Raw genomic sequence first — 12190 nt, forward strand, 5'->3', positions numbered from 1 at the left:
GCCCGATGTAAGCCGGACTCTTGCCACATTTCCCTTAATAAAACGCTTCGCAGGGGCTGAGCTGCGCGCCGAGTTACTCTGCGGCTTCCAGTACCCGCGGATCTTTCTCCAGCCTCTCCAGCAGCCTTAGCCGCTCCGCTTCGGCCTTCTCCGCGTTCGCCGCCTCCACATGGCCGAAACCCTTGATCAGCGATGGCACGGACGCCAGCGCGCTGGCTGCATCGAGCTTGTCGCGGGAGAGTTTCCGACCGATGAGCGCGAGATCCTCCTCGTACTGCTTCAGCAGCCGCCGCTCCATGCGCCGCTCCGCCGAACGGCCGAACGGGTCGAGCACCGTCCCGCGCAACCCCTTCAGCCGCGACAGCAGTCGGAACCCGCTCATCATCCAGGGTCCGAAGGACGACTTGCGCGGCTTCCCGTCGCTCCCCGTGCGTCCCATGATCGGCGGCGCGAGGTGGAATTCGAGCCGGTCGTAGCTCTGGAACTGTGCGTCGAGCTGCTTGCGGAAGCTCCCATCCGTGTAGAGCCGTGCCACCTCGTACTCGTCCTTGATGGCCATCAGCTTGAAGAGATTGCGCGCCACCGCCTCCGAAAGCTGCTCCGAGTCGGGGGCCACGCGGGCCTCGGCCGCGCGGATGGCGGCGACCTGCCTCTCGTAGCGCTCGGCATAGGTGCGGTTCTGGTAGGCCGCAAGGAACTCGAAGCGCCGGGCGACGATCTCGTCGAAACTCGACGACAGCGTCCGGTCGGCCGGACCGTTCCGCGCATCCGCGGCGAGGCCGCGAACGAAATCCGGATCGTGCGCGGCGCGGCGACCCCAGCGGAAGGCGGCGTGGTTCATCGCCACGGCCTGCCCGTTGAGTTCGATGGCCTTTTCGATCGCTTCGGCCGAGAGCGGGACGCCGCCATGCTGCCAGGCGAAGCCGAGCATGAACATGTTGGCCCCGAGCGAATTGCCGAACAACGCCGTGGCCGTACGCGTGGCATCGAAGAAATGCGCGTTGTCCTCGCCCGCCGCCGTCCGGATCGCCCGTTTGAGGCGCTCGGTAGGCAGCGAGAAATCGGCGGAGCGGGCGAAATCGCCGGGCATGACCTCCGCCGTGTTGGCGACGAAAACGGTCCGGTTCTCCCGCACCGCGCCCAGCACCTTCTTCGACCCCGACACGACGAGGTCGCAGCCGAGCACCAGGTCGGCCTTGCCGGCAGACACCCGGATGGCGTGGATGTCCTCGGGCGTCCGGGCGATCCGAACGTGGCTGTAGACAGCGCCACCCTTCTGGGCGAGGCCGGCCATGTCGATCATGCCGCAGCCCTTGTCTTCCAGATGCGCGGCCATGCCGAGCACCGCCCCGATGGTGACGACGCCGGTTCCGCCGATGCCGTCGATGATCCCCGACCAGCCGTGCTCCAGGCCGGCGATGCGCGGCTCCGGCACGCCCGTCAGCGGGTCCGCGTTGCCGGCGACGCCATCCGCCTTGCGGATCTTTGCCCCATGGACCGTCACGAAGGACGGGCAGAAGCCGTTGACGCAGGAGAAATCCTTGTTGCAGGAGGACTGGTCTATGCGGCGCTTGCGGCCGAATTCTGTCTCCAGCGGCTGGATCGACACGCAGTTCGACTGCACGCCGCAATCGCCGCAGCCTTCGCAGACCAGCTCGTTGATGATCACCCGCTTGTCCGGATCGGGGAAGGTGCCGCGCTTGCGGCGGCGCCTCTTTTCGGCGGCGCACGTCTGGTCGTAGAGCAGGACCGAGACGCCCTTCACCTCGCGCAAGTCGCGTTGCACCTGGTCGAGATCGTCGCGGTGGTGAACGGTCGCGCCCGACGGGATGGCGACGCCGTCGTACTTCTGCGGCTCGTCGGTGACGACGGCGATGCGCGATACGCCTTCCGCCCTCACCTGCTCCGCGATCATGGTCGCCGAAAGCCCGCCCTCGTGGGGCTGACCGCCGGTCATGGCGACGGCGTCGTTGTAGAGGATCTTGTAAGTGATGTTGGCGCCCGAGGCGACCGCGAAGCGGATCGCCAGAGACCCGGAATGGTTGTAGGTGCCGTCGCCGATGTTCTGGAAGATGTGGCCGCGTGTCGAGAACGGCGCCTGCCCGACCCATTGCGCGCCCTCGCCGCCCATGGCGGTGAAACCGACGGTGTTGCGGTCCATCCACAACGACATGAAATGGCAGCCGATGCCGGCGCCGGCGAGCGACCCTTCCGGTACCTTGGTCGAAGAATTGTGCGGGCAGCCGGAACAGAAATAGGGCGTGCGGTTGCCCACGTCCTGCGTGTCGGCCAGCATCGCCTGGAACTGCTTCAGCTGGTTGACCCGGGCCGCGACCTCCTCGGAATGGCCGATGACCTTCAGTATGCGCTCGCCGAGCGAGATCGCGATGTCGTTGGGATCGAGCGCGCCCTTGGCCGGAAACAGCCAGTCGCCGCGCTCGTCCTTCTTGCCGATCACCATCGGCTGCTGGTCGGTCCCGTAGAGGTGCTCCTTCACCTGCACTTCGATCAGCGATCGCTTCTCCTCGACGACGATCACCATCTCCAGGCCCGCGACGAACTCGCGGATGTGCTCCAGGTCGAGCGGCCACGGACAGGCGACCTTGAACAGCCTGACCCCGAGCTGGTTGGCACGGGCCTCGTCGATGCCGATGTCCTCGAGCGCCTGGCGCACGTCGAGATAGCTCTTGCCGACGGTGATGATGCCGATCCTGGCGTTCGATCCACCGGAATAGACGACGCGGTTCAGCCCGTTGGCGCGGATGAAGGCCGCCGCTGCCGCACGCTTGTATTCATGCAGGCGCGCCTCCTGGCCCATCTGGTCCAGTTCGTGGCGGATGTTCAGCCCGCCGGGCGGCATGTCGAACTCCGGCAGGACGATGTTCAGCCGGTCGAGCGACACGTCCACCGAAGCGGTCGATTCGATGTTGTCCTTGACGCACTTCATCGCCGCCCACGTCCCGGCGAAGCGCGACATGGCAAATCCGTAGAGCCCGTAGTCGACGATCTCCTGGACACCGGCAGGGTTGAGGATCGGGATCATCGCGTCGACGAAATGAAACTCGGTCGCATGCGCGTTGGTCGACGATTCGGCCGTATGGTCGTCGCCCATCAGCGCCAGCACGCCGCCGTTCTTCGAGGTGCCCGCGAGATTGGCGTGACGGAAGACGTCGCCCGAGCGGTCGACGCCCGGTCCCTTGCCGTACCAGACCGCGAAAACACCGTCGTGCTTGCCTTCGCCCAGAAGCTCCGTCTGCTGCGAGCCCCAGCAGGCGGTCGCGGCGAGTTCCTCGTTGAGCCCGGGCTGGAAGACGATGCTCGACTGTGCGAGCTCCTGCCGCGCCTTCCACAGCTGTTGGTCGAGCCCGCCGAGCGGCGAACCGCGGTAGCCGGAAACGAAGCCTGCCGTGTCCAGCCCGCTGCGCCGGTCGCGCTCGCGCTGCATGAGGAGCATGCGCACGATCGCCTGGGCGCCTGAGATGAATATCCGCTCCTTGCCGAGATCGTACTTGTCGGCGAGCGATACGTCGTGAAGCGTCATGGAGCCAATGTCCTCGAGTGTTCGCCATCTTCGGGCGATTGCCACTTGGGATGGAGTCTTCCTCTCCGCCGCCGCCACGTCAAACGAATTCGGGAGACGGCTACGAAGGCCCCGCCGCTTGCTCGGCCGCTCGACCGTGGCAGGCGCGTGTGTTTTCTAGGCAATGTCACGGGCCCGCGCATAAAACACGTAGCTGAGGGTCAGGACGATCCCGCAGGCCACGACGCCGAGACCGCGCTCGTAGATCCCGTCGATCCCGGTCGGCATGAAGAAGAAGAGCGGCGCGGTGAGTGCCCAGACGATCGCGAGGCCGATGATGATGCGCCGCGCGCCCGGATGCGCGCTCCTGAGACCCGCAGTCATGGACAGCGGACCGCCGAGAAACAGCGCCCCCAGGCCATAGACGAGATAGGAATGGATGACGATACCGCCCTGGTCGCCGTCGCCATATTCGTTGCGGGCGGCGACGATGACAACCACAACCGAAAGCACCGCGAAGGACATCGTGCCGATCGACCAGCCGGTCTTGCCGAGATGGGCATGCGCGGCGGCGATCGAGACCGCCAGCAGGCCGGCGGCAAAGCCGTAGAGCGCGACGTCCATCAGGATTTCGTCCGAGCCGGCCGCGAGATCGCTGATCGTGTCGGAGACCCAGTCGTAGTCGGGCACGAACCACGGCGCGATCATGGTTCCGGCAGCAAGCGACAAGCAGCCCATGAGGCCGAGTGTCGCAAGCACCAGGAGAAGTGCTGGCCGCTCGTGCTGGAAGCGATGGTTCATACCTCGATCTCCGGCAGCCCGTGACGGGCAGCGTTGCGGTCATGTGGTGCGGCGACGGTCCGCACCCCTTGTCTGGCCCAGCCGCATGTCCGCTAGGTGAAAATACCATGTACGAAATACCGCACCCGTTTGAACTCCAATCTCCTTTGAATGCATCTGCAAAGCTGGTAATCACCCGGGTCGCGCGAGGAATCCTCGCGGCAGAATCGACAATGCGTCCGGCGAAACTATCGAAAAACAGACACCGGACGACGGGGAAATTCTAGAGCAGGACGCATCGGGAGGAATCGCATGGCGGGGCTTCTGGCTCTCTCGCGGGTCATCGATCGCATCAACGGGTTCATCGGCAGGAACGTTTCCTGGCTGATTCTGGTTGCCGTGCTGATCAGCGCTGTCAACGCCAGCATGCGCAAGGCGTTCGACATGTCCTCGAATGCCTGGCTGGAAATGCAGTGGTATCTCTACGGTGCCGTCTTCATGCTGGCCGCCGCATACACGCTCCAGCAGAACGAACACATCCGCATCGACATCCTGTCGAACAAGCTCTCCAAGCGCACCCGAGACTGGATCGACCTGTTCTGCCACGTCTTCTTCCTGCTTCCCTTCGCCGCCCTCCTGGTACGGCTGTGCTGGCCGTGGTTCTGGCTCTCCTACAGCAGCGGAGAGGTGTCGACGAATGCGGGTGGCCTTATCATCTGGCCGGCAAAGGCGATGGTGCTGATCGGCTTCATCCTGCTCTTGGCGCAAACGATCTCCGAGATCATCAAGCGTTTCGCGGTCATTATCGGCGTCATCGATGATCCGTCACCGCAGCACGACCTGCCTCCGGCGGCGGAAGCCGCGGTCGAGATGGAGGCTGACCGCCGTGATTGATTTCGTCGCCCACAATCTCGCGCCGATCATGTTCGTCGTCGTCATGGCGATGCTGCTCATCGGCTACCCCGTCGCCTTCACGCTGGCGGCCGGCGGGCTGATCTTCTTCGTCGTCGGCGTCGAGGTTTCACACATCTCGAGCGAGATCCGCCTGTTCTGGCCGCTGCTTCAGTCGCATCCCGAGCGCATCTACGGGATCATGTACAACGACACGCTTCTGGCGATCCCGTTCTTCACCTTCATGGGGTTGATCCTGGAACGGTCGCGCATGGCGGAAGACCTGCTCGACACCATCGGGCAGCTGTTCGGGCCGATCCGCGGCGGCCTGGCTTTCGCGGCCGTCCTCGTCGGCGCGCTGCTCGCGGCGACGACGGGCGTGGTCGCCGCTTCCGTCATCGCCATGGGCCTCATCTCGCTGCCCATTATGATGCGCTACGGCTACGACCGCTCCGTCGCGACGGGAACGATCGCGGCGTCCGGCACGCTCGCACAGATCGTTCCGCCTTCCCTCGTCCTGATAGTCATGGCCGACCAGCTCGGCCGCTCGGTCGGCGACATGTATGTGGGCGCCTTCGTGCCGGCGCTCATCATCATCTGTGTCTACTGCCTCTACATTTTCGCTGTCAGCATCCTCAAGCCGCAGTGGGTCCCGGCCCTGCCGATCGAGGCGCGGACGCTGGGCGGCGGCGTATGGTCTCTCGTGGCCATCCTCGCAGCCGCTGTCCTCATCTATCTGATCACCTACCACACCATCTTCGCCGACATGCGCTACGAGGTGCGGCTGGTCTGGGCCGCGACGGTGGCCACGCTGGCAGCCTATATCTTCAGCCTTGCCAACCGGCAGTTCAATCTCGGCATCCTGTCGCGGCTGGCCGAGCAGGTGGTGATCGTGCTGATCCCGCCGCTGGCGCTGATCTTCCTCGTGCTCGGCACCATCTTCCTCGGCATCGCCACGCCGACAGAAGGCGGCGCGATGGGAGCGACCGGGGCGCTGTTCCTCGCCTTCGTGAAGGGCCGACTGAGCTTCCGGGTCCTGAAGCAGGCGCTGGATTCGACGACGAAGCTCTCCGCCTTCGTCATGTTCATCCTGATAGGCGCGCGCGTCTTCGGCCTCACCTTCTACGGCATCAACGGCAATGTCTGGATCGAAGAACTGCTGCTGGCGCTGCCTGGCGGCGAGTACGGGTTCCTGATCGTCGTCACGATCATCATCTTCATTCTCGGCTGCTTTCTCGATTTCTTCGAGATCGCCTTCATCGCGGTGCCGCTGCTGGCGCCGGTGGCCGAGAAGCTCGGGATCGACCTGATCTGGTTCGGCGTCATCCTCGGCATCAACCTGCAGACGTCGTTCCTGACCCCGCCTTTCGGCTTCTCCCTGTTCTACCTGCGCTCCGTCGCCCCGATGCGGGAATGGACCGACACGGTTTCTGGCCGCGTCCTGCCGGGCATCCGCACGGGCGAAATTTACAAGGGCGCCCTGCCCTACATCGTCATCCAGTTCCTGATGATCCTGCTCGTCATCGCCTTCCCAGGCCTGGTGACGCACTACAAATCGGCGCCGCCAACCACCGACATCCAGATCCAGCTGCCGCCCATGGGCGGGGCCGGCGGCGGCATGAGCCTGCCGCCATTGGGGGGCGGCACCAACGATGGCGGCGGCGGTCTCGGGCTTCCGCCGCTCGGCCTGCCTCCCGCTGGCGGCCAGGGTGCCGGAGGACAGGGTGCCGGCGGTGGTACGGACAGTGGAGGCGGTCTCGGCCTGCCCCCGCTGGGACTGCCGCCCCTGGGCGCTCCGGAGACGCCGCCGGCCCAGCCCGCGCCGGCCGAAACCGCGCCGGCACCGGCCACGAACGATCTCAGCCAGCCGCCGAGTTTCAACTGAGCGGCGGACCAAACGAAAGAACCCCGGGATGTCGCCATCCCGGGGTTCTTTGCTTTCAGGCGATCGGGTCGATGTGCGTCAGAGGTTTCCGGCGCGCTGCTGGATCATCATGAACGTGTCGAAATTGTACTCGGTCAGCTGCGCCCACAGATAGGCGTCCTTCTTGAACGCCTGCTGGTCCTCGTAGATCTTCTTGAACGTCGCGTTCTGCGCGTTGATCTCCGCGTAGGTCTCCAGCGCCGCCTTGTAGCAGGCGTCCAGGATCTCCTGGCTGAACGGCCGCAGCTGCGCGCCGCCCTGCACGAGCCGCTTGATCGCGGAAGGATTCTTGTAGTCGTAGTTCGCCATCATGTCGGCATTGGCCGCGCGGCAGGCGGTCTGCAGGATCGCCTGATAGTTCTTCGGCAGCTCGTTCCACTTGGCGAGGTTGGCGAGCGTATGCAGTACGGGACCGCCTTCCCACCAGCCGGGATAGTAGTAGTACTGCGCCACCTTCTGGAAGCCGAGCTTCTCGTCGTCATAGGGACCGACCCACTCCGTGGCGTCGATTGTGCCCTTCTCCAGTGCCGGATAGATGTCGCCGCCGGCGATCTGCTGCGGCACGACGCCGAGCTTCTCGATGATCTTGCCGCCCATGCCGCCGATGCGCATCTTGAGGCCTTGGAGATCCGAGACGGTGTTGATCTCCTTGCGGAACCAGCCGCCCATCTGCGCGCCCGTGTTGCCGCAGATCATGCCGTAGAGGCCCTGCGTGGCATAAAACTCGTTCATCAGCGTGTTGCCGTTGCCGTAGTAGTACCAGGCGTTCTGCTGACGGTAATTGAGGCCGAAGGGGATGGCGGTGCCGAAAGCATAGACCGGATCCTTGCCCCAGTAGTAGTAGGATGCCGTGTGCGCCAGTTCGACGGTTCCCGCCGATGCCGCGTCGGCGGCCTGCAGGCCCGGCACGATCTCGCCGGCCGCGAAGACCTGGATCTCGAAATTGCCGTCGGTCGCTTCCTTGACGAACGTCGCCATCGTCTCGGCCGCGCCGTAGATCGTGTCGAGCGCCTTGGGGAACGATGACGTGCAACGCCAGGTGATCTTGGGCGACGATTGCGCGATGGCCGGCGCCGCTAGCGCCGATGCGGCCGCGGCGCCCGCGCCCGCAAGTCCTGCCTTCTTGATGAATGAACGGCGATCCATGCTGTTTCCTCCCGATTGAATGCGGATCAAAGCCGGTCGCCAGTGCAGTTCCTACTTCTGGCAAGCCAACTGTTGGCAATCAATGCATAGCCTCGGGATCGAGTCCAGCGCTGCGGCGACACTGCGTTGAATCTTCACGGCGAAACGGCCGCGACGATCCCCTACCGGTCCGGGAGACCGGCATGATGCGCGCGCTGCCCGGCTCCATATCGCCAAAAAAGAAAGGCCCCGGAGCGTCGCCGCTCCAGGGCCTTTCGATTCGCTGCGTGCTGGCGTCAGAGCTTGCCGGCGCGCTGCTGCACCATCATGAAGGTGTCGTAATTGTACTCGGCCACCTGCTGATAGAGGAAGTGCTTGCCGCGGAACTCGGTGATGGAGTCCCAGATCTTCTTGAAGGTCGGGTTCGAGCCGGTGAGCTCGTCGTAGATGCCGAGCGAGGCGTCGAAGCAGGCCGACAGGATCTCCTGGCTGAACGGACGCAGCTGCGTGCCGTTGGCGACCAGGCGCTTGAGCGCGTCCGGGTTCAGGTAGTCGTACTTCTGCAGCATGTTCGAATTCTCGGCCTGGGCGGCCGTGCGCAGCAGCGACTGGTAGTTCGCCGGAAGTTCGTCGAACTTCTCCTTGTTGAACATGAGATGGACGGTCGGACCGCCTTCCCACCAGCCGGGATAGTAGTAGAACGGCGCGACCTTGTAGAAGCCGAGCTTCTCGTCGTCATAGGGGCCGACCCACTCGGCGGCGTCGATGGTGCCCTTTTCCAGCGACGGGTAGATGTCGCCGCCGGCGATCTGCTGCGGCACGGCGCCGAGCTTCTCCATGATGCGGCCGGCGAAGCCGCCGATGCGCATCTTGAGGCCCTGGAGGTCGGCGACCGTGTTGATCTCCTTGCGGAACCAGCCGCCCATCTGGACGCCGGTGTTGCCGCCGGGGAAGCCTACGATGTTATGCTGGGCATAGAACTCGTTCATGAGGTCGATGCCGCCGCCCTGGTAGTGCCAGGCGTTCATGCCGCGCGCGTTGAGCGCGAACGGAACGGCTGCGCCGAGCGCCCAGACCGGGTCCTTGCCCCAGTAGTAGTAGGAGACGGTGTGGCAGGCCTCGACCGTGCCGGCCGTGACGGCGTCGGCGGCCTGAAGGCCGGGGACGATTTCGCCGGCCGCGAAGACCTGGATCTCGAAGTTGCCGTCGGTGGCTTCCGAGACCATCTTCGAGAAGACCTCGGCACCGCCATAGATGGTGTCGAGCGACTTCGGAAACGACGACGTCAGGCGCCAGGTGATCTTGGGGCTGGACTGGGCGATCGCCGGTGCGGCGAGCGTGGTTGCGGCGGCTGCGCCGGCGCCGGCGAAGCCGGCTTTCTTTATGAATGAACGACGATCCATGATTTCTCCTCCGATCGTATCGATTTGGCCCGGAATCGAGAGCGGCCCGGGCAAGCCGCGGCGGATGCTGGTAGCGTCCTTTGCATAGAGGCCGGAAGCCGTCCAGCGTCTGGCCCAAAAAATGCTCTCGCTACCGTATTTTTACCTAAGCCATTGCAACTTCGGTATAAAATTGTTTTAGCACCTACTGTTTTATTTCCCTCCGCAGACGGCTCTTGATCGAAACGCCCCTGCAATGCGATGAGAGGGCTGGTAATCGAACGTCATGCCTGCGGGCATGAACAGCCGGAACAGAACGTGTCATGATCCAGCCCCTCGTCGCCGTCTCCTCGGACGTGCGCAGCTTCGACGCCTACACCTGGCACGCCGCCCCCCGCCAATATGTCGAGGCGGCGATCACGGGCGCTGGTGTGCTGCCGATGCTCTTGCCCTGCTTGGGCGAACGGATCGATTTCGACGGGCTATTGTCGTCTGTCGACGGCGTCATGATCACCGGATCGAAGACGAACGTGCATCCGGACCTTTATGGCGGCGAAGCTACCGAAGCGAACGGTCCCTACGATGACGCGCGCGATGCGACGACGCTTCCCCTGATCCGCAAGGCGATCGAGCGCGGCGTGCCGCTGCTGGCGATCTGCCGCGGCATCCAGGAACTCAACGTGGCGCTGGGCGGAACGCTGGCCACCGAGATCCAGGAGAAGGAAGGCATCATGGATCATCGTGCGCCGGCCGGCGAGGATCACGACGTCCGGTTCTCGATTCGCCAGAACGTCCGCATTGCCCCCGGCACGTGCCTCGCGGGCATTTTCGGCGCCGGCGACATCCGGGTGAACTCGGTGCATCGGCAGGCGATCGACCGGCTGGGCGACCGCCTCGACGTCGAGGCGGTGGCCGAGGACGGAACGGTGGAAGCAGTGTCGGTGCGCGGCGCCAAGGCTTTTGCGGTCGGCGTCCAGTGGCATCCCGAGTACTGGGTGCGAACGGACGACGCTTCAGCGCGTATCTTCAAGGCCTTCGGCGGCGCCGTTCGCGGGCATGCGAGCGCCCGCACCGGCCTGCCCCAGGCGGCCGAGTGATATCCGTCTCAGTCCGCTGATTTGAGCGTGATGATCGGGCTCGCCGGTTCGATCGATTCGAAATCGAGGCCGTCCGCCACCGCGAACACCACCACCGGCTCGCCGCTCGCCGACGCCAGCGAGACGCCGCCGTCCGCCCGGTCGTGCCAGGTGCTGGCCTGCGCCAGCGCCGGATAGAGGGCGGCGCAGCGCGGATCGAGCAGAAGGTCGTGCGAGCCGCTCGCCTCCACCGCGCCTCTTTCGATGCGGCATTCCCCGTCGACACCGACGAGTTGCAGCTCGAAGCGATCCGGATCGGCAACCGCTGCTGTTTCGGGCGCCGCGGCCGGGCTTTCAGGCGCGGAGAGCTGCGTGCCGGCCAACCCGGCAACCACCAGCCCGATCCCTACGAGGGTCCTCATGACGCACCTCTTGCGGCGAAAAACGTATGAGGAAGATCGGCTTCGCAGGTTAACGGATGGTTAACGCCGGGCGCGCGTGATGCCGGCCGTCTCCGGCACCGGCGTCAACGCCTTGTCATTCGAGAACCAAGAGATGAGATTGTCGACCACGAGATCCGCCATCGCCTCCCGCGTGTGGATCGACGCGGAGCCGACATGCGGGAGCAGCGTCGCATTGTCGAGTTCGAGCAGGTCTTCGGGAACGTTCGGCTCGTCCGCGAAGACGTCGAGCCCCGCCGCGCGGATCGTGCGATCCTTCAGCGCCTTCGCCAGCGCCGGTTCGTCGACCGTCGTGCCCCGGCCGACATTGATGAGGACGCCATCCGGGCCGAGCGCTTCCAGCACCTGCGCGTTGACCGCCTTTTCGGTCGCCGCGCCGCCGGGCGCGACACAGATCAGCGTATCGACGGCCGCGGCGAGTTCCACCAGCGACGGGTGATAGGCATACGGGACGTCGTCGACCCGGTTGCGGTTGTGGTAAGACACGGGCAATCCGAACGCCTCGATGCGGCGGGCGATCGCCCGCCCGATCCGCCCCAGCCCGAAGATCCCTACCGTGCGGCCGCGCAGGGTCATTTCGGTGAGCGGATAATTCCCGTCCTTCACCCAGCGGCCCGCCCGAAGATAGTTCTCGGCCTTCGCGAACTCCCGCACCGTGTTGAGAAGCAAGCCGATCGTCGTGTCGGCGACCTCCTCGGTCAGCACGTCCGGAGTATTGGTCACGACCACACCCCGCTTCGCCGCGTGCCCGGCATCGACGGCATCGTAGCCGACGCCGAAGCTGGCAATGATTTCGAGAGCCGGAAAGGCGTCGATGAAGGCTGCGTCGATGCGCGTCGAGACTGCCAGCCCCCGAACCTTCGCGGCCAGAACCGCGTCGACGAGGGACGAATCGGACCGGTCGATGGTCACGAGATCGAATTCGCCCTTCAGCCGCGTCACCGCATGCGGATGCAGCTTTCCGGGGACGAGCACCACGTTGCTTCCAAGTTCACCCACCGATCGGTCTCCTGCTGAAATCGTCGCGACGA

General features: G+C 64.9%; 9 protein-coding genes. 3 read left to right on the forward strand and 6 right to left on the reverse strand.

Annotated features, from left to right (window positions below; all coding sequences use genetic code 11):
• Nucleotides 1–73: 73 nt before the first annotated feature.
• Together BSQ44_RS22395 and BSQ44_RS22400 are read right to left on the reverse strand one after the other, a co-directional pair.
• Nucleotides 74–3541 carry an indolepyruvate ferredoxin oxidoreductase family protein gene (locus tag BSQ44_RS22395; protein ID WP_072607284.1) on the reverse strand — a complete coding sequence of 1156 codons (3468 nt, stop codon included), beginning with the start codon at nucleotides 3539–3541 and terminating at the stop codon, nucleotides 74–76.
• A 156-nt stretch (nucleotides 3542–3697) separates the two neighbouring features.
• Nucleotides 3698–4321, reverse strand: coding sequence for a DUF998 domain-containing protein (locus BSQ44_RS22400; RefSeq protein ID WP_072607285.1), 624 nt, complete (start codon nucleotides 4319–4321; stop codon nucleotides 3698–3700).
• 291 nt (nucleotides 4322–4612) lie between these two features.
• Here BSQ44_RS22400 and BSQ44_RS22405 point away from each other — a divergent pair, with 291 nt between their 5' ends.
• On the forward strand, nucleotides 4613–5194 hold the full coding sequence (locus BSQ44_RS22405; RefSeq protein ID WP_072607286.1) for a TRAP transporter small permease subunit: 582 nt from the start codon (nucleotides 4613–4615) through the stop codon (nucleotides 5192–5194).
• A complete protein-coding gene (locus BSQ44_RS22410; RefSeq protein ID WP_072607287.1) occupies nucleotides 5187–7076 on the forward strand; it encodes a TRAP transporter large permease in 1890 nt (629 codons plus the stop codon). The genes BSQ44_RS22405 and BSQ44_RS22410 overlap by 8 nt, the downstream gene beginning before the upstream one ends.
• Before the next feature lie 78 nt (nucleotides 7077–7154).
• Here BSQ44_RS22410 and BSQ44_RS22415 read toward each other — a convergent pair whose 3' ends face one another.
• Both BSQ44_RS22415 and BSQ44_RS22420 read right to left on the reverse strand, forming a co-directional pair.
• Nucleotides 7155–8261: a TRAP transporter substrate-binding protein gene (locus BSQ44_RS22415; RefSeq protein ID WP_072607288.1), complete on the reverse strand. Its 1107-nt coding sequence runs from the start codon at nucleotides 8259–8261 to the stop codon at nucleotides 7155–7157.
• A 275-nt stretch (nucleotides 8262–8536) separates the two neighbouring features.
• The gene (locus BSQ44_RS22420) at nucleotides 8537–9643 is read right to left on the reverse strand and encodes a TRAP transporter substrate-binding protein (RefSeq protein ID WP_072607289.1); all 1107 of its coding nucleotides are present in this window, start codon (nucleotides 9641–9643) and stop codon (nucleotides 8537–8539) included.
• A gap of 302 nt (nucleotides 9644–9945) precedes the next feature.
• Between BSQ44_RS22420 and BSQ44_RS22425 the strand changes: the two genes are divergently transcribed.
• Nucleotides 9946–10719: a gamma-glutamyl-gamma-aminobutyrate hydrolase family protein gene (locus BSQ44_RS22425; RefSeq protein ID WP_072607290.1), complete on the forward strand. Its 774-nt coding sequence runs from the start codon at nucleotides 9946–9948 to the stop codon at nucleotides 10717–10719.
• Nucleotides 10720–10727: 8 nt separating this feature from the next.
• Here BSQ44_RS22425 and BSQ44_RS22430 read toward each other — a convergent pair whose 3' ends face one another.
• Together BSQ44_RS22430 and BSQ44_RS22435 are read right to left on the reverse strand one after the other, a co-directional pair.
• On the reverse strand, nucleotides 10728–11120 hold the full coding sequence (locus BSQ44_RS22430; protein WP_157894666.1) for a hypothetical protein: 393 nt from the start codon (nucleotides 11118–11120) through the stop codon (nucleotides 10728–10730).
• A 60-nt stretch (nucleotides 11121–11180) separates the two neighbouring features.
• Complete coding sequence (locus BSQ44_RS22435) at nucleotides 11181–12158, reverse strand: 2-hydroxyacid dehydrogenase (RefSeq protein WP_235633285.1); 978 nt, start codon at nucleotides 12156–12158, stop codon at nucleotides 11181–11183.
• Nucleotides 12159–12190: the final 32 nt, after the last annotated feature.

Source organism: Aquibium oceanicum, from assembly GCF_001889605.1.
Taxonomy (GTDB): Bacteria; Pseudomonadota; Alphaproteobacteria; order Rhizobiales; family Rhizobiaceae; genus Aquibium; species Aquibium oceanicum.

What these genes read in the sequence shown, in the direction of transcription:
- BSQ44_RS22415 (WP_072607288.1), bottom strand. Translation starts at nt 8,261, where the DNA reads ATGGATCGCCGTTCATTCATCAAGAAGGCAGGACTTGCGGGCGCGGGC.
- BSQ44_RS22400 (WP_072607285.1), bottom strand. Translation starts at nt 4,321, where the DNA reads ATGAACCATCGCTTCCAGCACGAGCGGCCAGCACTTCTCCTGGTGCTT.
- BSQ44_RS22405 (WP_072607286.1), top strand. Translation starts at nt 4,613, where the DNA reads ATGGCGGGGCTTCTGGCTCTCTCGCGGGTCATCGATCGCATCAACGGG.
- BSQ44_RS22420 (WP_072607289.1), bottom strand. Translation starts at nt 9,643, where the DNA reads ATGGATCGTCGTTCATTCATAAAGAAAGCCGGCTTCGCCGGCGCCGGC.
- BSQ44_RS22430 (WP_157894666.1), bottom strand. Translation starts at nt 11,120, where the DNA reads ATGAGGACCCTCGTAGGGATCGGGCTGGTGGTTGCCGGGTTGGCCGGC.
- BSQ44_RS22395 (WP_072607284.1), bottom strand. Translation starts at nt 3,541, where the DNA reads ATGACGCTTCACGACGTATCGCTCGCCGACAAGTACGATCTCGGCAAG.
- BSQ44_RS22425 (WP_072607290.1), top strand. Translation starts at nt 9,946, where the DNA reads ATGATCCAGCCCCTCGTCGCCGTCTCCTCGGACGTGCGCAGCTTCGAC.